Annotated in this window: 17 protein-coding genes, 2 rRNA genes and 2 riboswitches; of the genes, 16 read left to right on the top strand and 3 right to left on the bottom strand. The window is 41.3% G+C overall.

What is annotated here, in order from left to right; genetic code table 11:
- Positions 1-13: 13 nt before the first annotated feature.
- From AA0X95_RS00850 to AA0X95_RS00835, 4 genes are read left to right on the top strand one after another with little or no spacing between them, the layout of a single operon-like run.
- Entirely contained in the window at positions 14-538 is a 525-nt protein-coding gene (locus AA0X95_RS00850) for an HMA2 domain-containing protein (RefSeq protein WP_413304375.1), read from the top strand.
- Positions 539-542: 4 nt separating this feature from the next.
- A complete protein-coding gene (locus AA0X95_RS00845) occupies positions 543-2,645 on the top strand; it encodes a heavy metal translocating P-type ATPase (RefSeq protein WP_413304372.1) in 2,103 nt (700 codons plus the stop codon).
- Positions 2,635-3,207: an HMA2 domain-containing protein gene (locus tag AA0X95_RS00840; protein ID WP_413304369.1), complete on the top strand. Its 573-nt coding sequence runs from the start codon at positions 2,635-2,637 to the stop codon at positions 3,205-3,207. The genes AA0X95_RS00845 and AA0X95_RS00840 overlap by 11 nt, the downstream gene beginning before the upstream one ends.
- A gap of 32 nt (positions 3,208-3,239) precedes the next feature.
- A complete protein-coding gene (locus tag AA0X95_RS00835; RefSeq protein WP_413304366.1) occupies positions 3,240-3,473 on the top strand; it encodes a hypothetical protein in 234 nt (77 codons plus the stop codon).
- Between the two features lie 758 nt (positions 3,474-4,231).
- Here the strand turns inward: AA0X95_RS00835 and AA0X95_RS00830 are convergent.
- Together AA0X95_RS00830 and AA0X95_RS00825 are read right to left on the bottom strand one after the other, a co-directional pair.
- Entirely contained in the window at positions 4,232-5,224 is a 993-nt protein-coding gene (locus AA0X95_RS00830) for an L-lactate dehydrogenase (protein ID WP_413304364.1), read from the bottom strand.
- Positions 5,225-5,330: 106 nt separating this feature from the next.
- The gene (locus AA0X95_RS00825; RefSeq protein WP_413304361.1) at positions 5,331-5,531 is read right to left on the bottom strand and encodes a hypothetical protein; all 201 of its coding nucleotides are present in this window, start codon (positions 5,529-5,531) and stop codon (positions 5,331-5,333) included.
- A gap of 256 nt (positions 5,532-5,787) precedes the next feature.
- On the opposite strand from AA0X95_RS00825, the gene AA0X95_RS00820 reads away from it, so the two are divergent.
- Positions 5,788-6,783, top strand: a complete 996-nt coding sequence (locus tag AA0X95_RS00820) for an ABC transporter substrate-binding protein (protein ID WP_413304359.1) — start codon at positions 5,788-5,790, stop codon at positions 6,781-6,783.
- Positions 6,784-6,922: 139 nt separating this feature from the next.
- Here AA0X95_RS00820 and AA0X95_RS00815 read toward each other — a convergent pair whose 3' ends face one another.
- Complete coding sequence (locus tag AA0X95_RS00815) at positions 6,923-7,402, bottom strand: CotY/CotZ family spore coat protein (RefSeq protein WP_413304356.1); 480 nt, start codon at positions 7,400-7,402, stop codon at positions 6,923-6,925.
- Positions 7,403-7,654: 252 nt separating this feature from the next.
- Between AA0X95_RS00815 and AA0X95_RS00810 the strand changes: the two genes are divergently transcribed.
- The 11 genes from AA0X95_RS00810 to AA0X95_RS00760 all read left to right on the top strand — a co-directional run bounded on the left by AA0X95_RS00810 (position 7,655) and on the right by AA0X95_RS00760 (position 24,999).
- A complete protein-coding gene (locus tag AA0X95_RS00810) occupies positions 7,655-8,056 on the top strand; it encodes an S-Ena type endospore appendage (protein ID WP_413304353.1) in 402 nt (133 codons plus the stop codon).
- A 186-nt stretch (positions 8,057-8,242) separates the two neighbouring features.
- A complete protein-coding gene (locus AA0X95_RS00805; RefSeq protein WP_413304350.1) occupies positions 8,243-8,638 on the top strand; it encodes an S-Ena type endospore appendage in 396 nt (131 codons plus the stop codon).
- Between the two features lie 226 nt (positions 8,639-8,864).
- A complete protein-coding gene (locus AA0X95_RS00800) occupies positions 8,865-9,806 on the top strand; it encodes an AAA family ATPase (RefSeq protein ID WP_413309784.1) in 942 nt (313 codons plus the stop codon).
- Positions 9,807-9,855: 49 nt separating this feature from the next.
- Complete coding sequence (locus AA0X95_RS00795; RefSeq protein WP_413304347.1) at positions 9,856-11,022, top strand: DUF58 domain-containing protein; 1,167 nt, start codon at positions 9,856-9,858, stop codon at positions 11,020-11,022.
- The gene (locus tag AA0X95_RS00790) at positions 11,023-13,239 is read left to right on the top strand and encodes a DUF3488 and DUF4129 domain-containing transglutaminase family protein (protein WP_413304344.1); all 2,217 of its coding nucleotides are present in this window, start codon (positions 11,023-11,025) and stop codon (positions 13,237-13,239) included. It abuts the gene before it with no gap.
- A gap of 75 nt (positions 13,240-13,314) precedes the next feature.
- Positions 13,315-13,416, top strand: a riboswitch (purine riboswitch).
- A gap of 129 nt (positions 13,417-13,545) precedes the next feature.
- Positions 13,546-15,084, top strand: coding sequence for a glutamine-hydrolyzing GMP synthase (gene guaA / locus AA0X95_RS00785; protein WP_413304341.1), 1,539 nt, complete (start codon positions 13,546-13,548; stop codon positions 15,082-15,084).
- A gap of 115 nt (positions 15,085-15,199) precedes the next feature.
- Positions 15,200-15,301: riboswitch (purine riboswitch) on the top strand.
- Between the two features lie 111 nt (positions 15,302-15,412).
- Entirely contained in the window at positions 15,413-16,741 is a 1,329-nt protein-coding gene (locus AA0X95_RS00780) for an NCS2 family permease (protein WP_413304338.1), read from the top strand.
- Positions 16,742-16,907: 166 nt separating this feature from the next.
- A complete protein-coding gene (gene glcT, locus AA0X95_RS00775) occupies positions 16,908-17,750 on the top strand; it encodes a glucose PTS transporter transcription antiterminator GlcT (RefSeq protein ID WP_413304335.1) in 843 nt (280 codons plus the stop codon).
- A 192-nt stretch (positions 17,751-17,942) separates the two neighbouring features.
- Entirely contained in the window at positions 17,943-19,991 is a 2,049-nt protein-coding gene (gene ptsG / locus AA0X95_RS00770; RefSeq protein WP_413304333.1) for a glucose-specific PTS transporter subunit IIBC, read from the top strand.
- Positions 19,992-20,318: 327 nt separating this feature from the next.
- A 16S ribosomal RNA gene (locus tag AA0X95_RS00765) occupies positions 20,319-21,856 on the top strand.
- 207 nt (positions 21,857-22,063) lie between these two features.
- Positions 22,064-24,999: ribosomal RNA gene (locus AA0X95_RS00760) — 23S ribosomal RNA — on the top strand.
- The 16S and 23S rRNA genes sit together here, the layout of an rRNA operon.
- The last annotated feature ends 51 nt before the right edge of the window (positions 25,000-25,050 follow it).

The raw sequence follows: 25,050 nt of genomic DNA, 5'->3' as shown, positions 1-25,050 counted from the left end.
AAGGAGAGAAAGTATGATTTCTTCACTAGTAGGTTTAGGTGCTTCCCTATTAGCTCCTAAAATTTTATCCCAAATTAATGATCAAAAGGTAGAAGTTGTTCATGCCATGCCTGGCAGAGTAAGGCTTAAATGCGATCGCTGGAAAGACCCGGTCGTGGCAGCGCATCTCGAACAGACCTTTTCACACCTTGGAATTGTTAAACATGTAAGTGCATCTCCTATTACCGGGAGTCTATTAATTGAGTTTTTTGTTCCTAGTCTTACCACCGAGCAATTTGACGAGTTAGTTAAGCTTGCTGTTAACACCTCAGTAAATGCCTTTCCACATGTAGAGGCGCAACTTATGAAAACAATGAAAAATACCGTTTCCTCCGTAGATGGTCTAATAAAGAAAAGAACATCTGGCAAGGCAGACATCGATTCATTGCTATCATTATTTCTCCTTATCTACGGAACAGTAGGTATATCTGCAAATCCGGCTTTTTCAAGTAGTTTGCTCTATTGGTCATATACTATCATTACGAAAGGGAAAGGATAGGACTATGGAATTCGAGCTTTCTTTAATCCATTCCTTACCAGGAAGGACAAGATTAAAGTTAGGATTAAAAAACGGAAATGAAAAGGAGATTGAAGCGTTTTTCCGTTCCAATCGATCTATTTATTCCGCCTCCTATACCAAAGAAACAGGGTCAGTGCTTCTCTATCATGATTCACAGCGGTCATGGACTGATCTTTTTCAGAAAAATACGAAACCCACGACGGGTACTACACCCACACCCGCCAAAGCAAGGTTTCCGATTATTGAACTACTTACATGTGTTAGTGCGTTTGTCTTTGAAGTAGTAAAATCCTCTCCTGTTCCAACTCAAGGAATGATTCAGCTAGTTAGACCAACCTCCATAGCGGTATTGTTTTCATCGTACAGTATTATCAAAAAAGGATTTTTATCGTTATTAACCACTGGAAAACCTAGTGCAGACACACTAACGACAGCAGCTTTACTTGCATCTATCATAAAAGGAAATCCAAAATCAGCTCTCATTATCTATTTAATGTCGACCATTAGTGAGTGGTTAACCGATTTCACGGCATATAAAACAAGAAATTATGTGAGAGACATGTTGAGTGTCAAAGCAGATTCTGTCTGGAGAGTAGATGAATTAGGCCATGAAGTAAAGGTCTCAGTCGATCAAGTAAAAGCAGGCGACCAGGTTGTTGTTTTCCAAGGTGAAAAGGTTGTAGTAGACGGGAAAATCATTGATGGAACAGGAGTTGTAGATGAATCATCGATTACAGGTGAGTATCTTCCCAAAGAGCTGTCAAAGGGTGACCTGGTTTTCGCTGGATGCGTTATCGTTGAAGGAAACTTCAAGATTTTAGTAGAAAAGGCTGGAGACGACACAGCCATTGCGAGAATGATCCATTTAATTGAAGATGCCCAAACAAAACAAGCGCCCATCCAATCTATTACTAATCGCTTAACCGAAAAACTTGTACCACTTTCATTTGCCTTAGCAGGGTTAGTTTATCTTGTTACAAGAGATTGGAATAAAGTATTAAATATGCTGGTTATTGATTATGTTTGTGGTTTAAAACTGTCTACAGCTACAGCTATTTCGTCATCTATCGGATTAGCTGCAAAGAATGGAATTCTGTTAAAAGGTGGTCAAACAATCGAGAAATTGGCGCAAATCGATACGGTTATTTTAGATAAAACAGGGACTATTACCGAAGGAAGAGCCATAGTAACCAAGATTATTTCACTTGCTGAAATGCCAGAGGATGAAGTGTTAAGCCTCGCAGCTTCTGCTGAAGTACATTCCTCACACCCGATTGCAGAAGCCATTTGTAACAAAGCAAATGAGTTAAATCTTCCTATTCCTCACCATGATGAACTAGAAATGGTAGTTGGAAAGGGTATTAAGGTCTCAGTTGGTCAAAAAAACGTTCTCGTCGGTAGCAAGAGATTCTTATCTGATTGGAGAATTCCTCTAGGTCGACTTGGAGATAGTAGCAGTCAAGTTAATCCAGATGAAAATATGGTTTATGTTGCGTATAATCAGAAACTTATCGGTATCATTGTTTTAGAAGATAAGGTTAGAGACGGAATGAAAAAGAGCATTAATCAGTTAAGAAGATCCGGTGTAGATGAAATTATTATGTTAACTGGAGATCTTTATCATCCAGCGAAAAAGATAGCCAATCAGCTTGGGATGGATTCGTTTGTTGCAGAAGCTCTCCCTGAAGATAAAGCAAAGTTTGTTTTGAATTATAAAAATAAAACGGACCACTTAATGATGGTGGGAGATGGAATAAATGATGCACCTGCTCTTGCATATGCTAATGTAGGGGTTACACTAGGCACAAAACGTACAGATATCGCAGTAGAAACTGCAGATGTAATTGTTACAGCAGATGACCCCTTGGCTCTAGCAAAGGTAATTAAATTATCTCAAAGAACGATGAAGTTAATATACCAAAATATCATTGTCACTGTACTTGTTAATAGCGGTGCCATTCTACTAGGGACACTAGGTTTTATATCACCTGTTGTGGGAGCCGCTATTCATAATGCTGCGACCATTGCCGTTGTAATCAATAGTGGGAAGATTATTTTATTAGGGGGAAATTGGAGTGGAAGCTAATTATCGAATCGCCCACAGTATTCCCGGAAGGGTACGTCTCGTTGTTCAAGCATTATCGGATAAAACTGATTATATAAATATTGAAAAAATGTTTTCCGCATTAAAAGGCGTTAAGAAAGTGAGAATAGAACCAATTATACAGTCTATGATGATTGAGTACGAACCGAAGATTGTTAACAGGAGTGTAATCCTCCGTTACATATCCCTGTTTTTTAAGCAGACTCAATTTGATCCGCTTGATCGGTTTATGGTCCAGGTTAAGCCAGATAGTAGAAAGGATTTCCTCCGCTCCTTATGTACTGGATTTCTCTTACTGATTGCTTATTTGCGAAAAGGAGTTGGGCCAAGTCCCAATATTTTTGAATATGCTGCTGTCATTTCTACTGCCTACACGGTTCTCTCACATGGTGAAAATAAGTTAAGGCATCCAGATGTATTAACAGGGATGATCAGTATGTTCTCCCTAGGAACAAATAATATTTTACAAGTTGCAATGTTTACTTGGGCAGTAAATGCTCTAGAAATTTTCCATGATATGAGAAGAAGTCGAAGATTTCTTTAAATATAATATTTAGAGTAGAGGGAGAGATTTTAATGGCTTTTAACAGAGATTTTTTAATGGGATTTGTTTCAGGAACTGTGGTAGGAGCGGTAGGCTATCGCTTGTACGAGCAAAATAATGGACAATTAAAGAGTTTAATTCAAAATAATGTACCTGCATTGAGTTTTCAAGCGCCAAGAGCAGAACTAACAATGGAGGAACTTGTAAGCCAAAAAGAAAGATTAGAAGATTTAATTGCTGAAAAATCTGCAGTAGCAGTAAGATAATTTGATAATTTACAAAAAGAGCAACCAAAGATGGTTGTTCTTTTTGTAAATCTTCCTGTCCAAAATCATAAAAGGGAGGATACCATGAATATCCACTGGGATTACAAATATGTTTAAATGGAAAAAACTGACCAGTAAATAGATGCACTAAGGCAACAAAACGATATAGATTCATAGTAAACAGAAGGTGGCAGCTGCCAAGGATTTCTTAAGATATGATGAACAATAATTAAACAGCACATTAATAATATAAAAACTATAAGTAATATAGGAAATGAAATCTCTATACGTATAAAATTTAATTTTAGAATTCAAGGACTATATTGAAAATTATGTTAAATAAGCAAAGCCCTCTCAGAATAGAAAACTTTTATAATTGTTTTTTGTGTCCTCGGGTTTGTCCTCGACTTGTTTATAAACTATTTCAGGTTAATAAAATTAAAACTAGCAAAATGTTGATTTATAGCGATTTTTTTGTAACAGATTTTCTTCTATTAATTACGAAAATGAATGGGCGGCATGATGTAATAACGCTCTTGAAGCCTTGATCTAGGTTTTTAAAGTAAGAGAGTGAAATGATAACATTTTGAATATTTTAACGAAGGCTTCTCATAAGTTGAGTAAACTTTTGGGAGGCTTCTTTTTTATTTCTTGCGTTACGTTGAGAGAGGCAAGTAGCCTCTCAAAAAATTAAAAGACGAACAGTACAATTCCTGTTCGCCTAAAAAAATGTAAGTTGCAAATATAATTATACAGACCTACGATTTCAGATTTAATGATGAATTCTTACCTGTCTTTGCTACTTTCATCGTTTCTTTTATATATTCCGCTGATTGATGCAACCATTCAAGTTCTTGATCATCGAGAGCAATCTCTAATTGTTTTTCTACGCCACTTCTGCCGATGACGCATGGCATACTTAATGCTACATCTCCATAATATCCATATTGTCCGTGCAGTGTTGTACATACAGGATAAACACTGCGTTCATCAAGCATAACTGTCTTTGCTAATGTAACAGCAGCTTGGGCAACACCTGCATTTGTCCACCCTTTTCCATTTAGCACATCAAATGCTGCCTTTACAACTTGTTGTTTAATACTTTCCCGACTTAATGGTTCTTTTCCTTGAAGAACTTGGTCTAATTCTTTTTCACCAAATCCTTGCACGCTTAAGCGGCTTAATACTGGGAAAGCTGTATGTCCGTGTTCGCCCATCATATAACCTGCCACACTTTTTGGATCTATGTCATAATTAGTTGCAATTATTTTACGAAGACGTGCGGAATCCAACATAGTTCCGGTTCCAAATATACGTCCTTTCGGATAGCTGAATTCATTTTCTGCTATGTACACCATTGTATCTAAAGGATTTGTTATCATAATAATGACTGCGTTTTTCGTATATTTAGTGATTCCAGTCATGACTTCACGAATTACAACTGAATTGACAACAGCTAATTGTGCCCTGTCCGGCATCGCATCTTTGTCATTTTTTATCATACTCGGACCAGCAGCACATATAATCACATCTGCATCCGAACATTCGGAATAATCTCCAGCACGTACGGTTGTATTTGACATATATGTAAGAGCGGTAGCATGTTCTTGGTCAAGAGCTTCGCCATAAGCAACATCCTTATCTATATCAATGACAGCTATTTCCGCAAATAATCCTAATTTCATGGCATCCGCAAGAACATAAGAGCCAACATGGCCCACTCCTACAATCACTAACTTATTTTTTTTCATTGGTTTGCCTCCTAATGAATTAATATAAATATTTTATCATAATAGATAGAATATTTATAATTTTTAATAATTAACTAATTCCTGTAAGCTTCAAGTTACAATATTTTCATAAGGCAACAAGATAAGGGCGTGTGATGTCTCTTGGGTTCTTCGAAACATTTAATTTCCATTGTGTTTTGGCAGTATTTAAGTTTACTGGAGATGCTGGTGCAGTAGATTGCGTTTCCGCATAGGTGACCGCACCTGTTTGCCCAAATACAAGTAGAAGTACAAGGAAGATCGAAATACTTTCTTTAAATCTCTTCAACTATTATTACCACCTTTCAACTGTCTTTTGTGAAGCAAGTAACCTCCGTAACCCCCTTTCTCCAAAAATACATGTTTCATTATAGTTGAAATCGTTTTCAAAGATAATGGAAGATTTTTAGATGAATGTTAATTTTTTTAATATGTTTGTATATTCTGAAAATATAGTTGTGCTACAACGCTTTGCTGTGTTAAAATCCAACTATTATTAATACAGCGAAAGAGTGCATAAAGATTTTTAAAGGGGGAAAAAGGGGATGAAGAAGAGTCTAGTTCTATTATTATCTGCAATGCTATTATTGCTTTCTGCCTGCGGAGCGGGTAGTAAGGAGACAAGTGGAGAGAAAAAAGAGAAAGTCGTAAAAATAGGTATTACACAAATTGTCGAACACCCGTCACTTGATGCGGCACGAGAAGGGTTTATCGCTGCTCTCAAAGATGCCGGCTATGTAGAAGGAAAGAACTTGAAGCTTGATTACCAAAACGCCCAGGGGGACATGAACAATAACATGTCCATTGCCCAAAACCTAGTCGCGGACAAAAATGATCTTATTTTAGCAATTGCTACTGCTAGCGCGCAGGCGGTGGTCAAGTCGACAAAGGATATTCCAATCTTATTTACGGCGATTACGGATCCGGTTGGAGCTCAACTTGTCCAAAGCCTTGATAAGCCAGGAGGGAATGCAACAGGCACATCTGATACGCACCCCGATGCGATTAAGAATACAATTGAAGCGATTAAAACGTTCATTCCTAATGCAAAGAAAGTAGGCATCATTTATAACAACGGTGAACCTAACTCGGTTGTAAATGTGAAGAATGCCAAGAAAGCGTTGGAGGCAGCAGGGCTGGAAGCGGTGGAAACCACCATTACAACTAGTTCCGAAGTAAAGCAGGCAGCCGAGTCCATGGTAGGACGTGCAGATGTATTATACATTCCAAAGGATAATACGGTTGTAGCTGCCCTAGAATCGGTGATTACTGTGGCCAATGCTAAGAATATTCCAACCTTTGTTGGGGAAGGGGATTCTGTGAAACGCGGAACCTTTGCCTCTTATGGCTTTGACTACCATGATCTTGGCTATAGTACGGGTAAAATGGCCGTTGAAATTCTCAAAGGGAAGAAACCAAGTGAGATTCCTGTCGGTTTCCCTGAAAAGCTGGAGTTGTACATCAATAAAAAGGCAGCTCAGGAGGAAGGAATCACTTTAACTGACGAGATGCTAAAGAATGCGAAAATAGTAGGAGAATAATAGAACGATGTAAAATAACAAATGAATAGCAAAAACCACTTCTCTAATAAAACGAGGAGTGGTTTTTTTGTTAAATTTGCTTGCCAAAAAGGGGTGATTATTTTTAATATCACCCCTTTTTTTATTAAATTAACAGTTTCTAAATGCAAACAGGAGCTAAGCAATGGATACCATTGAAACTTGAAATTTCAAAAGTGACGCACACACCTGTTGCAATCAAATCGTCTACATCCTCACAATCAAACTGACAGCATGGCGAACAAATATGATTATGGCTATTTGGCACACACTTATTATGCTTTTTAAATTTTAATAATTCCAAAACTACACAGTCACCTTTTATGTCAATTATTTTGAAAACAAATGTCAAAAAACAAACAAACTTTTCCTTTTGCGAATGTTCATCAAAACAGGTTGTTACCCCTTCGACTTTTAATGGTTGACAATTACAAAATAAGATAAAAGGGATTGTATTATTTGAATGTCTTCTTTCACCAAGTGAACGAAGACATGATGTTCTGCAGGAATCATCATTTTTATTTTTTACGTTTCTTTGTGCTTCAAGTATTCTTTCTAACGTTCTTTTTATACAACTACTATCATCGTGGTATTCACCCATTATTTTCCTTCTCCTTTACTGACAAGTTCCTTCTTCTCATATCATATGGAAACTTATCCTATTCTGAGAGTGATATTGCCTATTTTTCTTCAGAAGTTTTACTGCACATTCTTTAATATCTCATCTTGAAAAATGTGCGGTTAACTATTAACCAAAATTGCTTGTCTGCATTTAATAATAGTAGGGACAAGGAATTGAATTCGGAAAGTTCAATTTAAAAGGGTTTTTCAAAAATTTTTAGGAGGTTAAATAATGTGTATGAAAAATCATGATCACCACGAGAACATCAATCCTTGCTGCTTTAGTTGCTGTGAGGAAAAGGAATTCATTACAGATAAACTTTGCTGTGAGTTTACAGTAACTGGAACAACTCGTGAAACTGCCAATACTATTTTTACAGCAGATCCGTCTACTAGCTGTAACTTAGTTGCATCCGGATCCATTAAAAACTGCGGAACAGATATCCTTGGTGTTGTATTTTTAAGAGGGGTTGCTGCAAATGGTACAGGTGGAACAGATGTACGTACATTAGTTATTCCTGCTGGGGGTTGTGCTACCTTTACGGTTTCACGTTTTGATGCTATTATCGTAGCTTCTCCGGGTGCTCCAAGCACTGGCGAACTTTGCATTGTTCAGCGTTTTCCAGTTTCCTGAATAGGGGTTCGTAAAATCAAATAAAATCATTTTCGCTCTAAAAGACTATTGAGACAAATCGATAGTTATCTTTATAATCTTTCCGAATTATAGGAAACTATCTTCCTGTCATATCGTTGGAAAACCCATTCTATCTTGAGTAAATATCCCGTAATGTCTTCAAAAAAATAATGGAGGTTTTTAAATATGTGTATGAAAAAACATGATAATCGTGGTGACATCAATCCATGCTGTTTTACTTGCTGTCCCGAAAAGAAATTCATCACAGATAAACTGTGCTGTGATTTTGTGTCGGCAGCAGGAACTACAACTATTTTCACAGGGGATCTCTCTGTTGGATGTGATATTGTAGCTTCCGGTTCGATTAAAAACTGTGGAACAGCAACTTTAACGGTCACATTTCTAAGGGGAGTTTCTAGTGGCGGAACAGGTGGAACGCCGGTTCGGACGGTAATGATTCCGGCTGGGGGATGTGTTACATTTACCGTTTCCCGTTTCGATGCAATTACTGTATCTGGTGGCACTGCAGATGTACCTGTTCCTGGGGAAATTTGTATTATTCAACGTTTTCGTGTTTCCTAATTAAAGGTTTGACGAAAAAGGTTACGGGTCACCCGTGGCCTTTTTATGCTGTCTAAATAAAGATGGAATAGCAATTATGAAACGTTTTCTCCATCTTTTTCGTCTAATAATTATGCAGTTTTTGAATATTGTGTGACTTTATTTACAGGAGATTTCCAAAATATAGAGAATACATAATGATAAATGGTCGATTAGATAAGGAGGAGTCAACTTGTCATTAGAACAAATGAATCCCACTATAGAGAAAATACTAGCAAACATTGAAAAGGTTATGATTGGAAAAAGAAATGTGGCGGAGCTCAGCCTTGTTGCCTTACTGGCAGAAGGACACGTGTTATTAGAAGACGTTCCAGGTGTAGGGAAGACGATGATGGTTCGAGCACTTGCCAAATCGGTAAATGCTAACTTTCGACGAATTCAATTTACCCCGGACTTATTGCCATCGGATGTAACGGGCGTTTCGATTTATAACCCGAAAGAAATGGAATTCCAATTTCGCCCAGGTCCATTAATGGGTAACATTATTTTAGCGGATGAAATCAACCGGACATCACCGAAGACTCAGTCTGCCTTGTTAGAGGGGATGGAGGAAGCGAGCGTTACCATTGATGGGGTAACACATAAACTGAAAAAGCCATTCTTCGTTATGGCGACACAAAATCCGATTGAATATGAAGGAACGTATCCACTTCCGGAAGCGCAGCTCGACCGCTTTCTATTAAAAATGAAGATGGGTTATCCGGAGTTGCACGAGGAAATTGAAGTATTGAATCGAGCGCAAAAGGTACCGCCGATTGAGGATCTCTATCCAGTTGTCGACCTTGAAGGTCTGCTCAATTTACAAAGAGAAATCAAAGACGTGTTCGTTGATGATAGTATCAAGCGTTATATTGTTGATATCGTCAATCGGACGAGGGGACATGGAAGTGTGTACCTTGGTGCAAGCCCGAGGGGATCGATTGCCCTTATGAAAGCAGCCCAAGCCTATGCATATATGTTTGGCCGTGATTATGTGTTACCAGATGATATTCAATATTTAGCTCCATTTGTCTTATCTCACCGGATTATCTTAAAGTCAGAAGCAAAATTCGAAGGGATTTCTGCGGAAGAAGTGGTGAACCGGGTGGTTGCAAGAGTTCCTGTACCGGTACAAAGGCTTGTGAAGTAGGATGAAAAAGTTGTGGAATCCATTTAAAAAAATATGGAGATTTATCCTATTGCTTTTTTTAATCTGCCTCACCTTTTCGTACGCGATGTTTCAGGGAGGGTTTGTTAGCTGGTTTTTATTTTACAGCTTTCTGCCATTTTCTATTTATTGTGTCGTACTCTCTTTCTATTCCTTAAATGAGCTTGAGGTCACACGGGTTTTACCAAAGTCAGATTATAATGCAGGGGAACCCTTGAAGGTGACCGTCACGATCAAAAGGAGAAACTCGTTTCCACTATTTTATTTGCTTGTCGAAGACCATTTAACTGATGCATTAAAATATACAGAAAAGATTAGTTCTCCGAAGGCACTTGTTTTTCCCGGATTAAAAAGGGAATTTTCGTATCAATATACGATTACTAAACTCCCGAGGGGGGAGCATTTCTTTCAATCCTTTACACTGAGAATTGGTGACCCGCTTGGATTATTTGAAAAGGAAAAAACGTTTGCGTCTGAAGGGAAAATCGTAGTCTATCCTGCTTATACAGAGCTATTGTACCGACCGTTTGAAAACCAATATGATCAAGGATTGACCGCATCACGGGAGCGGGTCCAGCGCGATACCTCCATGGCAGTGGGTGTAAGGGACTATCAGCCGGGAGATCGTTTCTCTTGGATTAACTGGAAAGCCTCCGCTAAACGAAATGAGATCATGACAAAGGAGTTCGAACAGCGGCAGTCACATGACGTATTCGTTATCATGGATTGTGTGCCAGATCAACGCTTTGAACCGGTCGTTTCCTTTACAGCATCTCTTCTACGTGCCGTTCTAAAAAAAGGAGCGCAGACGGGGCTGTTAACCTATAGCAAGGAGCGAGCCACATTTCCTATTCGAGGGGGAGAGCAGCATCTACAGCAGCTTTTTTATCATTTAGCTAAAATAGAAGCAAAAAGCTTACGTTCCTTTGAAAAAGTGTTAGAGAAAGAAGCGTTTTTTATTCAACAAATGGTTTCGTTTATGCTGGTTACGGCGCAATTAACTAAACCACTCATTGAAAAGGCAAGTTTTCTTGGACAAAGAAAAGGTTCAATTACGCTTTTTCTTATTAAGGGTCTAAAAGAGTCACCAACAGATGAGGAACGCTCGCTTATTGCCGTCGCGAATGCACGAGGTATTCGCATTGTACTCGTTCATGAAGGTAATTTTGCTGCTGTTTTTTCGGAGGTGACGCGATAAATGAAAAGGGATATTCCTTCGTTTTTATTAAACATGTTAGGGTTTTTACTTCTGTGGGAATGGCTTAGGCCGATGGAGAAATTAACCAACACGGATAATATAGAAATGTTTATTGTTTTTCTGTTGGTTTCTTTTGTAATCTCCTATTTGAATCTGAAGTGGATCTGGCAGTTTCTGATTAAGATTGTCTATATTTTATTTTCTATCAACCAATTACATTATGAAGAAGGATTCTTCCAGGCAAGCTGGGTGATGAGCTTTTTCGGTGATATTGCTCATAATATCGGTCTGCTTTTTACCCGCCAATGGAGTGAAATCACCAATGAATTTCGAACACTGTTGTTTTTTGTATTGCTATGGCTAATGGTTTACTTAATCCATTATTGGTTGTTAAACAGGCAGAGAATTTTTATCTTTTTCTTTATGACTCTGGTGTATATCACCGTACTAGACACGTTCACACCTTATAGTGCAAAAATAGCCATTGTTCGCACGGTCGTGGCAGGATTTGCAGTGATGGGGATGCTAACCTTTTCACGAATCATCCATAGGGAAAATGTCTCTTATCATCCCTCTTTTGTTCGCAAATGGATGGCACCGCTGGCCGTTATGATTGCTGTTAGTGTGCTCGTGGGAATTGCGGCTCCAAAGGCGGCTCCTATTTGGCCGGATCCTGTTCCGTATCTGACAGCAAATAATGATAAGGATAAGAAGGAAAGTGCAGGTGGGATTCACCGTATAGGCTATGGCACGGATGATTCGGTATTAGGCGGACCGTTTATTGGTGACAGTAGCCCGGCCTTTCAATATCAAGCAAACGGTAAAACGTATTGGAAGATGGAGACAAAGGATACCTATACAGGCAAGGGCTGGCTTGCATCTGGCTCAACCCCCATCTCATTTCGTCAAGAAGACCTAGTACCTGTTTTCTCCTATCCAGATACAGTAGAGACGATTAAGGAATCTGTTATTGTCAGAGCCCATGTCAATTATAAGTACAACTATATTATGTATCCTGCGGGTGTTAAAAAAATTGTGAAAATGCTTCCGCAAGATCCAAATGGGAATAAATTCTTTATTGATACCACCAATGAGCGGATTAGTTTCTTCAAAAATGACAACCGGCCGGCTGCACCACAGGTCTTTACCTTGGAATTTGAAAAACCAAAATACAAAGCATCTGACTTAATCAAAACAACCAGCTTCAATCCAAATGAGATGAATCCGGAGTTTTATAAAAAGTATACGCAGGTGCCTGAGGCGTTGCCGGATCGAGTGAAGGGGTTAGCTGAAGAAATCACGAAGGAAAAATCAAATTGGTTTGAAAAGGCAAAAGCCGTGGAAAGTTACTTTGGGAAAACGGAGTATTCCTATGACCAAAAAAATGTCGCGGTACCTGGTGAAAACGATGATTATGTGGATCAGTTCTTATTTGATACCAAAAGGGGATACTGCGATAATTTCTCCTCCTCCATGGCGATTATGCTCCGAACATTGGGGATTCCCACCCGTTGGGTAAAAGGATATACGGGCGGTGATTTTCTCCAATATAGTGATGAGAGTTCAGGTGAACAGGTTTATGCGGTGACCAACAATAATGCCCACTCTTGGGTAGAGGTGTACTTTCCGAACCAAGGCTGGGTTCCATTTGAACCGACCAAAGGATTTAGTAACGAGATCATTATCAACTATGAAGCTGTAGGGAATTCTGCAAACAATCCAGGAGCAACGCCTCCTTTAGCACAGAAACCGCAAAAGGAAGAAAAGGATGAGCCGAATACAAAGAAGGATTCGGAAGGCACGTTTGATTTTAATAAAATGTGGAAAAGTATAGCTACCGCTTTTAAGACCAATTGGAAGATGGGCGTTTTCCTTCTTGTTATTCTCACATTCATTGTCTGGATTCTTTACCGAGTCCGGGGCAAATGGGTTCCATACGTCGTCATGCTTAGATACAGGTTTAAGAAGAAGGATGAGAGCATCGGGGAAGCTTATTTAATCTTATTGGCTCAACTGGATCGCTATGGGTTAAAACGAAAGGAAAATCAAACCCTTCGTAACTATGCCCGTTATATCGATACGTTTTTTTCAACAAGGGAAATGACTCGGTTAACGGTTTATTATGAGCAATATATGTACCATCAGCACCTTCCAAAGGGAACATGGGAAGAGTCGTATAAATTATGGGAAAATTTAATTAAAAAGACAATCGCTTGACCTGAAAAACGACCTATTGTTACAATATGATTTAATTCAATGCCTAGCAATTGCATCCACAAATGCATGAGCTAGTCTAAATAGGTACGTTTCCTTCATATATCCTCGAAAATAGGGTTCGAGAGTCTCTACCGGGTCGCCGAAAATGGCCTGACTATGAAGGCAGGATTTTTTTCTATTAGTCTTTTTACTAGAGAACTAGAATTCTGCCTTCCTGATATTTTTAGGGGGCAGATTCTAGTTTTTTTTATTTTTTTTCAAAATGGTAAAAGCTAATAAAAACTTGAGAAGATTGAGGTGGCTGTTTTGGCAGGGAAAAATGATTTGGTTATTGTTTTGGATTTTGGAAGTCAATACAATCAGTTGATAACACGACGAATTCGTGAATTTGGTGTATATAGTGAGCTTCACCCGCATACCATTACGGCTGAAGAAATCCGCCGTTTAAATCCGAAGGGAATTATTTTTTCCGGCGGGCCAAACAGTGTGTATGATGAAAATTCTTTCCGTTGTGATGAATCTATCTTTGAAATGGGTCTGCCGATTCTTGGGATTTGCTACGGAATGCAGCTAATGACCGTTCATTTTAATGGTAAAGTTGAAAAAGCAAAAAATAGTGAGTACGGAAAAGCGACTTTGACAGTTCAAAATCAATCCTCATTGTTTGCAGGTCTACCTGATGAGCAAGTTATTTGGATGAGTCACGGTGACCTAGTGGTGGAAGCACCAGCCGGATTTACGGTTGACGGTACGAACCCGTCCTGTCCAATAGCGGCGATGAGTGATGAAGCTAGAAAGCTTTATGCGGTTCAGTTCCATCCAGAGGTACAGCATTCTGTTTATGGAAATGACCTTCTTAAGAACTTTGTCTTTAACGTGTGTGACTGTAGTGGCGATTGGTCCATGGAAAATTTCATCGAAATGGAAATGGCAAAGATTCGCGAGACTGTTGGCGACAAAAAAGTTCTTTGTGCATTAAGTGGAGGAGTAGACTCATCAGTTGTTGCAGTTTTAATTCATAAAGCAATTGGCGACCAGTTAACGTGTATCTTTGTTGATCATGGTTTGCTTCGTAAAAATGAAGCGGAAGGTGTTATGAAGACTTTCTCAGAAGGCTTCAATATGAATGTCATCAAAGTCGATGCCAAAGAAAGATTCATGTCCAAGCTTGAAGGCGTTTCTGATCCTGAGAAGAAGCGGAAAATCATTGGCAATGAGTTTATTTATGTATTCGATGATGAGGCGACAAAGCTTAAAGGAATTGAGTTTTTAGCGCAAGGAACTCTTTACACAGATATCATCGAAAGTGGTACCGCTACGGCGCAAACGATCAAGTCTCACCACAATGTAGGCGGTCTGCCGGAAGACATGCAATTTACATTGATAGAACCATTAAGCACTTTGTTTAAGGATGAGGTTCGCGCACTTGGAACGGAGCTGGGTATTCCGGATGATATCGTTTGGAGACAGCCATTCCCTGGTCCAGGTCTTGGAATTCGGGTGTTAGGGGCCATTTCTGAAGATAAGCTAGAAATTGTTCGTGAATCGGATTGGATTTTACGTGAAGAAATCAAGAAGGCAGGACTTGATCGTGAAATCTGGCAGTACTTCACCGTACTTCCAGACATCCGCAGTGTTGGAGTTATGGGGGATGCGAGAACATACGATTACACGATTGGTATCCGTGCTGTTACATCCATCGATGGAATGACTTCCGATTGGGCAAGAATTCCTTGGGATGTCCTTGAAGTGATCTCCACGAGAATTGTCAATGAAGTGGCACATGTCAACCGAGTGGTTTACGATATCACCAGCAAACCGCCTGCAACCATTGAGTGGGAATAATAGTCGAGTAATTGTATAATGTTGCTTATATACGAACGATTTTTATTTTTTTATAAAAATCGTTCGTATTTTTTATTGACGAAGACGGTTGATGCTGTTATGATAATAAAGAAATGAATAGATTGTCGAATCACGTCGTATAATATTGGGAATATGGCCCAAAAGTTTCTACCGAGCCACCGTAAATGGCTTGACTACGAGGCAGTGATTAATAGAGAGGGTTTTCTCTTTCCTCTGTTAATTATCTTTGCCCACGTCAGCGCTCCGGTAGAATATCCTGGAGCGTTTTTTGTTGTAAAAAACAAAGATTTTTAGGGGGAAAAGAATCATGCACAAATATTTTGAGTTTGAAAAATACGGTACAAATTACCGCCGCGAATTTATCGGGGGATTAACCACTTTCTTGGCAATGGCCTATATTTTAGTCGTTAACCCGTTAACTTTATCACTTGCTTCGATAAAAGACTTTCCTGATGCACTAAGAATGGATTATGGTGCTGTATTTGTAGCAACAGCCTTAGCGTCTGCTCTAGGATCCATTATCATGGGACTCCTTGGTAAGTATCCGTTGGCTTTGGCACCAGGTATGGGATTAAATGCCTTCTTTGCTTACACAGTTGTATTAGGAAGCGGAATTCCATGGCAACATGCACTTGGCGCTGTCCTTATTTCCGGAGTATTTTTCTTCTTACTAACACTGACAGGTCTTCGTGAAAAAATTATTAATGCGATTCCGATTGATTTAAAGCACGCTGTTGGTGCGGGGATTGGTTTGTTTATCACTTTTATTGGGTTACAGAATGCTGGAATTGTTGTAAACAACGATGCGACACTAGTAGGACTTGGCGATTTAACAGCTGGTAATACACTACTTTCAATCTTTGGAATTCTAGTTACAGTTATTATGATGACTAGAGGAATTAATGGCGCAGTATTCTTTGGAATGGTCATTACAGTTATTGTGGGAATGATTTTTGACTTAATTAAGGTGCCGCATCAAGTAGTTGATACAGTGCCAAGTTTATCACCAACCTTTGGTGCAGCTTTCTCCTCCTTTGGAGACAGCTCATTCTATACAACTTCGATGTTAGGGATTATTTTAACTTTCTTGTTTGTAGATTTCTTTGATAATGCAGGAACCTTGGTAGCAGTTGCGAACCAAGCGGGTATCATGAAAGACAATAAGCTACCTCGTGCAGGCCGCGCGCTAATTTCTGATTCAATTGCAACGAGTGTAGGTGCCGTTCTTGGTACATCAACAACAACATCATATATCGAATCATCAGCAGGGGTTGCTTCTGGAGCTAGAACAGGATTTGCTTCCTTAGTCACAGCAGGTATGTTCATCTTATCGCTCTTTTTCTTTCCGTTATTATCTGTAGTAACTGCACCTGTAACAGCACCAGCTCTTATCATTGTTGGGGTATTGATGGTTTCGTCTTTAGGAAAAATTGACTGGCAGCGTTTTGAAATTGCAGTGCCTGCCTTCTTAACAATGATTGCGATGCCACTATCTTACAGTATTGCAACGGGTATTGCAGTAGGATTTATCTTTTATCCAATTACCATGATTGTTAAGGGAAGAATAAAAGAAATCAATCCAATCATGTACTTCTTCTTTGTCATCTTTGTTCTGTATTTTATCTTTTTAAAATAATTAATCTGAAGAGCTGCTATCATAGCGGCTCTTTTTTTATTTAAAAGAAGACTAGGCGTTACCAGTTATTTGTCACATGGTTGTCGAACTTTGTCGTTGACTTCCTGTTTCACCTCTTATAACATGAAAATACTAAGATAAACATGGTGAAATGGGAGGGAAGGGTTTGGCGAATTTACTAATTGATAAAGTGTTAAATAACAATGTCTTAATTGCTGAGCACCCTTCCTATGAAGAAGTAGTTGTAATTGGAAAAGGCATTGGTTTTAACCGAAAGCGCGGTGATTATATCGATACAGATGTAGTCGAAAAGCTTTTTGTCTTAAAAAATGAAAAAGAACAAGAAAATTATATAAAACTGCTTCCATTTATTGATAATGAATTCTTGGAAGTCATTATTTCCTCCATGGATTTAATTAAGCAAAGAACCAATGCGATGCTAAATGAACATATTCATGTGGCATTAACGGACCATCTTATGTTTGCCTTAACGAGAGTTTCTCAAGGTATGGAAATGAAAAATCCATTCTTAGTGGAAACAAAGGCTCTTTATCGCCATGAATTTGAAATAGCAAAAGAAGTGGTTGGGTTAATTAAAGAAAAGACCGGGATTGAATTGCCGATTGGGGAGGTTGGATTTATTGCCCTCCATATTCATAGTGCGGTGACCAACAGAAACCTCTCCGACGTGAATCAATATTCACAGCTTGTTAGCCGCTTGGTTGAAATGGTCGAAGAGCAGTTTGAAATAGAGATTGATAAAGAAAGCATTGATTATATGAGGCTTGTTCGTCATTTGCGGTTTGCCATTGAGAGAGTAGTGAAAGAGGAAAAAGTAGAGGAACCAGAAAAAATTGCTTCCCTCTTGAAAGAAGAATATCCTGTGTGTTATAATCTCTCATGGAAGCTCATTAAAGTGATGCAGCAAACATTAAAAATGAAGGTTTTTGATGCAGAAGCGGTCTATCTAACGATGCATCTGCAGCGACTTCAACATAAATTTAAATAGCTATTATTTTTTACGTGTTACTGATTCGATCAGGCATGAGTGAAAAGTATTAATTGAATTGAAGGTTTAGGGGTAATCTATACCCATAGCCTGCATTCAATTGAACTTTTACTCATGCCTTTTTTTATTGGTATTTTTACCAATAATGTAACCGCTTTATGAGCTAAGAAAAATATTTAGGAGGTAACAAATATGTTTAAAAATGCTTTCGGCGTCTTGCAAAAAGTCGGTAAAGCTTTAATGTTGCCGGTTGCACTTTTACCGGCAGCTGGTATCTTACTTGCTTTGGGTGCTGCTCTTGTAAACCCAGCCCTATTAGATTTAGCGCCATTCTTAGATAACAGTGCTGTAGCAATGGTGGCATCAGTTATGAAAAATGCTGGTGATATTGTCTTCGGTAACCTGCCGCTCCTTTTTGCAGTCGGTGTTGCTATTGGTTTAGCCGGTGGGGAAGGTACAGCCGGACTAGCAGCAATCATCGGTTATTTAATTATGAATGTAACAATGGGTACTGTTTTAGGGATTGACCCAAAGGAAATAAATGGTACGAATTACGTGAGTGTCCTAGGAATCCCAACTCTTCAAACAGGAGTGTTTGGAGGGATTATCGTTGGTATTATTGCGGCGGCTTTGTATAATAAGTTCTTTGAAATTGAATTACCATCTTATTTAGGATTCTTTGCTGGAAAACGTTTTGTTCCAATCGTTACGGCAGGTACAGCGATTCTATTAGGATTACTAATGCTCGTTATTTGGCCTCCAATCCAATCAGGATTGAACGCATTTTCAAATAACATGGTTAATGCAAACCTAACTCTTTCAGCATTTGTTTTCGGTGTAATTGAACGTTCGTTAATTCCATTTGGATTACACCATATTTTCTATTCTCCATTCTGGTTTGAATTTGGAAACTATACAACAAAAGCGGGTCAAGTGGTTCACGGTGACCAGCGTATCTTCATGGCACAGATTTCTGATCACGTGAAAAATCTAACTGCTGGTACATTCATGACAGGTAAATTCCCATTCATGATGTTTGGTTTACCTGCTGCAGCATTAGCGATTTATCATGAAGCAAGACCTGAGAAGAAAGTTTTCGTAGGGGGATTAATGGCATCTGCTGCTTTAACCTCTTTCTTAACTGGTATTACAGAACCAATTGAATTCTCATTCTTATTCGTAGCACCAATTCTATTCGGTATCCATGCGATTTTCGCTGGTTTATCATTTATGGTCATGCATTTATTAGATGTAAAAATCGGTATGACTTTCTCTGGTGGTTTAATTGACTACATCCTATTCGGATTAATCAACCCACAAACGCATGCATGGATTGTCATCCCAGTTGGTTTAGTTTTTGCGGTTGTTTATTACTTTGGTTTCCGCTTTGCGATTCGTAAGTTCAACTTAAAAACACCAGGTCGTGAAGTAGAGGAAGAAGAAGTCCAAGCACAAACAGGTAAAGCAGGTTCTGGTGATTTAGCAGCTAACATTTTAGCAGCGATGGGTGGTAAAGAAAACATCGCTCACCTTGATGCATGTATTACACGTCTTCGTGTTTCTGTTAATGATATTAAGGATGTAAATAAAGACCAATTGAAAAAATTAGGTGCTGCAGGTGTTCTTGAAGTAGGTAACAATATTCAAGCGATCTTTGGTCCACGTTCTGAAACCATTAAAGGTCAAATGAAAGATATTATGGCTGGGAAAAGACCAAGCGCAACTACAGTAAATGTAGAAAAGAATGAAGAGGCACCAGTTGTAGCTCCAACACAAGCCAAAGCTAACGAAGTCTTCGTGGCTCCTATTAAAGGGGAAATCAAAGAAATTACTGAAGTTCCTGACCAAGTGTTTGCGGGAAAAATGATGGGTGATGGTTTTGCGATTGTTCCTTCAGAAGGATTAGTGGCATCACCTGTAGACGGAAAGATTGTCAACCTATTCCCAACAAAGCATGCGATTGGAATCTTATCTGACGGCGGACGTGAAATCCTTATCCACGTGGGTATTGATACTGTTAACTTAAAGGGCCAAGGTTTTGAAACATTGGTTTCTGAGAATGACCGAGTAGTAAAGGGTCAGCCGCTATTGAAAGTCGATCTAGATTATATTAAAGAGCATGCTACATCTACGATCACGCCAATTGTCTTCACTAATCTAGCTGAAGGCGAAAAAGTGGAGATTACAAAGCCGGGTCTTGTTGATGTAAAACAAGAAGGTATTATTAAAATTACAAAGTAATGGGGAGCCGGCTGTGTGCCGGCTTTCTTTTTTAACACTATATTATAGAAGAAATAAATTAAATGATTTTGTTGTTGACGAGTTGGGAGTAGGGTGTTATTATATTAAAGCAGTCGTTAATGACGAGTTAACAACATGGTGATTATAAAAAACATCAAATAAATAGTTGACAATAAATTAACGACATGATATAGTAATAAAGTTGCTTCTGAAAAAGAAGTTACTAAGATTGTTCTTTGAAAACTAAACAAACAAAAGCGTCAACAAACAATAATATTTTGTTTCTTAATTGAAACAAGCCAACGTAACAAAATGAGCTAATCAACTTTCTTGGAGAGTTTGATCCTGGCTCAGGACGAACGCTGGCGGCGTGCCTAATACATGCAAGTCGAGCGAACCACTTCGGTGGTTAGCGGCGGACGGGTGAGTAACACGTGGGCAACCTGCCTGTAAGACTGGGATAACACCGGGAAACCGGTGCTAATACCGGATAATCCTTTTCCTCTCATGAGGAAAAGCTGAAAGACGGTTTCGGCTGTCACTTACAGATGGGCCCGCGGCGCATTAGCTAGTTGGTGAGGTAACGGCTCACCAAGGCGACGATGCGTAGCCGACCTGAGAGGGTGATCGGCCACACTGGGACTGAGACACGGCCCAGACTCCTACGGGAGGCAGCAGTAGGGAATCTTCCACAATGGACGAAAGTCTGATGGAGCAACGCCGCGTGAGCGATGAAGGCCTTCGGGTCGTAAAGCTCTGTTGTTAGGGAAGAACAAGTACCGGAGTAACTGCCGGTACCTTGACGGTACCTAACCAGAAAGCCACGGCTAACTACGTGCCAGCAGCCGCGGTAATACGTAGGTGGCAAGCGTTGTCCGGAATTATTGGGCGTAAAGCGCGCGCAGGCGGTCCTTTAAGTCTGATGTGAAAGCCCACGGCTCAACCGTGGAGGGTCATTGGAAACTGGGGGACTTGAGTGCAGAAGAGGAAAGCGGAATTCCACGTGTAGCGGTGAAATGCGTAGAGATGTGGAGGAACACCAGTGGCGAAGGCGGCTTTCTGGTCTGTAACTGACGCTGAGGCGCGAAAGCGTGGGGAGCAAACAGGATTAGATACCCTGGTAGTCCACGCCGTAAACGATGAGTGCTAAGTGTTAGGGGGTTTCCGCCCCTTAGTGCTGCAGCTAACGCATTAAGCACTCCGCCTGGGGAGTACGGCCGCAAGGCTGAAACTCAAAGGAATTGACGGGGGCCCGCACAAGCGGTGGAGCATGTGGTTTAATTCGAAGCAACGCGAAGAACCTTACCAGGTCTTGACATCCTCTGACACTCCTAGAGATAGGACGTTCCCCTTCGGGGGACAGAGTGACAGGTGGTGCATGGTTGTCGTCAGCTCGTGTCGTGAGATGTTGGGTTAAGTCCCGCAACGAGCGCAACCCTTGATCTTAGTTGCCAGCATTCAGTTGGGCACTCTAAGGTGACTGCCGGTGACAAACCGGAGGAAGGTGGGGATGACGTCAAATCATCATGCCCCTTATGACCTGGGCTACACACGTGCTACAATGGATGGTACAAAGGGCTGCAAGACCGCGAGGTTTAGCCAATCCCATAAAACCATTCTCAGTTCGGATTGTAGGCTGCAACTCGCCTACATGAAGCCGGAATCGCTAGTAATCGCGGATCAGCATGCCGCGGTGAATACGTTCCCGGGCCTTGTACACACCGCCCGTCACACCACGAGAGTTTGTAACACCCGAAGTCGGTGGGGTAACCGTAAGGAGCCAGCCGCCTAAGGTGGGACAGATGATTGGGGTGAAGTCGTAACAAGGTAGCCGTATCGGAAGGTGCGGCTGGATCACCTCCTTTCTAAGGATATAAGCTGGACATATGAGCCAGACAAAATATGTTTGTTTGATTGTTTCTTGTTTGTTTAGTTTTGAGAGTGCAATCTCTCAAAGCTTTTTTTAATCGTTCTTTGAAAACTAGATAATCGTAATGAAGAAGTCAAGTAAAACATCGAGTAATCGCCATTTTAGTTTTCTCTCTTATTTAATAAGAGTAATAAACCTTTTAGGTTAAGTTAGAAAGGGCGCACGGTGAATGCCTTGGCACTAGGAGCCGATGAAGGACGGGACTAACACCGATATGCTTCGGGGAGCTGTAAGTAAGCTTTGATCCGGAGATTTCCGAATGGGGGAACCCACTGTTCGTAATGGAACAGTATCTTTACCTGAATACATAGGGTATTGAAGGCATACCCGGGGAACTGAAACATCTAAGTACCCGGAGGAAGAGAAAGCAAACGCGATTCCCTGAGTAGCGGCGAGCGAAACGGGACATAGCCCAAACCAAGAGGCTTGCCTCTTGGGGTTGTAGGACACTCAACATGGAGTTACAAAGGAACGGGGTAGATGAAGCGGCCTGGAAAGGCCCGTCAGAGAAGGTAAAAACCCTGTAGTCGAAACTTCGTTCCCTCCTGAGTGGATCCTGAGTACGGCCGGACACGTGAAATCCGGTCGGAAGCAGGGAGGACCATCTCCCAAGGCTAAATACTCCCTAGTGACCGATAGTGAACCAGTACCGTGAGGGAAAGGTGAAAAGCACCCCGGAAGGGGAGTGAAATAGTTCCTGAAACCGTGTGCCTACAAGTAGTTAGAGCCCGTTAATGGGTGATAGCGTGCCTTTTGTAGAATGAACCGGCGAGTTACGATCCCATGCAAGGTTAAGTTGAAGAGACGGAGCCGCAGCGAAAGCGAGTCTGAATAGGGCGAATGAGTATGTGGTCGTAGACCCGAAACCAGGTGATCTACCCATGTCCAGGGTGAAGTCCAGGTAACACTGGATGGAGGCCCGAACCCACGCACGTTGAAAAGTGCGGGGATGAGGTGTGGGTAGCGGAGAAATTCCAATCGAACTTGGAGATAGCTGGTTCTCTCCGAAATAGCTTTAGGGCTAGCCTCACGTAGTTAGAGTCTTGGAGGTAGAGCACTGTTTGGACTAGGGGCCCTCATCGGGTTACCGAATTCAGACAAACTCCGAATGCCAAAGACTTATCCGTGGGAGTCAGACTGCGAGTGATAAGATCCGTAGTCAAAAGGGAAACAGCCCAGACCACCAGCTAAGGTCCCAAAGTTTACGTTAAGTGGAAAAGGATGTGGAGTTGCTTAGACAACCAGGATGTTGGCTTAGAAGCAGCCACCATTTAAAGAGTGCGTAATAGCTCACTGGTCGAGTGACTCTGCGCCGAAAATGTACCGGGGCTAAACGTAACACCGAAGCTGTGGATTGACATCTTAGATGTCAGTGGTAGGAGAGCGTTCTAAGGGCGTTGAAGCTAGACCGTAAGGACTGGTGGAGCGCTTAGAAGTGAGAATGCCGGTATGAGTAGCGAAAGATGAGTGAGAATCTCATCCACCGTATGCCTAAGGTTTCCTGAGGAAGGCTCGTCCGCTCAGGGTTAGTCGGGACCTAAGCCGAGGCCGAAAGGCGTAGGCGATGGACAACAGGTTGATATTCCTGTACCACCTCTTTATCGTTTGAGTGATGGGGGGACGCAGGAGGATAGGGTAAGCGCGCTGTTGGATATGCGCGTCTAAGCAGTTAGGCTGGAAAGTAGGAAAATCCGCTTTCCGTAAAGGCTGAGCTGTGATAGCGAGGGAAATTTAGTACCGAAGTTCCTGATTCCACACTGCCAAGAAAAGCCTCTAGCGAGATAAAAGGTGCCCGTACCGCAAACCGACACAGGTAGGCGAGGAGAGAATCCTAAGGTGAGCGAGAGAACTCTCGTTAAGGAACTCGGCAAAATGACCCCGTAACTTCGGGAGAAGGGGTGCTTTTTGAGGTGAATAGCCTCGAAGAGCCGCAGTGAATAGGCCCAGGCGACTGTTTAGCAAAAACACAGGTCTCTGCGAAGCCGCAAGGCGAAGTATAGGGGCTGACGCCTGCCCGGTGCTGGAAGGTTAAGAGGAGGGGTTAGCGCAAGCGAAGCTCTGAATCGAAGCCCCAGTAAACGGCGGCCGTAACTATAACGGTCCTAAGGTAGCGAAATTCCTTGTCGGGTAAGTTCCGACCCGCACGAAAGGCGTAACGATCTGGGCACTGTCTCAACGAGAGACTCGGTGAAATTATAGTACCTGTGAAGATGCAGGTTACCCGCGACAGGACGGAAAGACCCCGTGGAGCTTTACTGTAGCCTGATATTGAATTTTGGTACAGCTTGTACAGGATAGGTAGGAGCCGTAGAAACCGGAGCGCTAGCTTCGGTGGAGGCGTCGGTGGGATACTACCCTGGCTGTATTGAAATTCTAACCCGCACCCCTTATCGGGGTGGGAGACAGTGTCAGGTGGGCAGTTTGACTGGGGCGGTCGCCTCCTAAAGAGTAACGGAGGCGCCCAAAGGTTCCCTCAGAATGGTTGGAAATCATTCGTAGAGTGTAAAGGCACAAGGGAGCTTGACTGCGAGACCTACAAGTCGAGCAGGGACGAAAGTCGGGCTTAGTGATCCGGTGGTTCCGCATGGAAGGGCCATCGCTCAACGGATAAAAGCTACCCCGGGGATAACAGGCTTATCTCCCCCAAGAGTCCACATCGACGGGGAGGTTTGGCACCTCGATGTCGGCTCATCGCATCCTGGGGCTGTAGTCGGTCCCAAGGGTTGGGCTGTTCGCCCATTAAAGCGGTACGCGAGCTGGGTTCAGAACGTCGTGAGACAGTTCGGTCCCTATCCGTCGTGGGCGCAGGAAATTTGAGAGGAGCTGTCCTTAGTACGAGAGGACCGGGATGGACGCACCGCTGGTGTACCAGTTGTCTTGCCAAAGGCATCGCTGGGTAGCTATGTGCGGACGGGATAAGTGCTGAAAGCATCTAAGCATGAAGCCCCCCTCAAGATGAGATTTCCCATAGCGTCAAGCTAGTAAGAACCCTGAAAGATGATCAGGTTGATAGGTCAGAGGTGGAAGCGTGGTAACATGTGGAGCTGACTGATACTAATCGTTCGAGGACTTAACCAAGTTTTAAGCGAACTCGTTTTTTACAAACACTTCTTCTGCATTATCTAGTTT

It is taken from the genome of Neobacillus phoenicis (assembly GCF_047302305.1).
GTDB lineage: Bacteria > Bacillota > Bacilli > Bacillales > Cytobacillaceae > Neobacillus.
The sequence above is the reverse complement of the archived record's forward strand: the minus strand, read 5'-3'. Positions and strand labels throughout refer to the sequence as shown.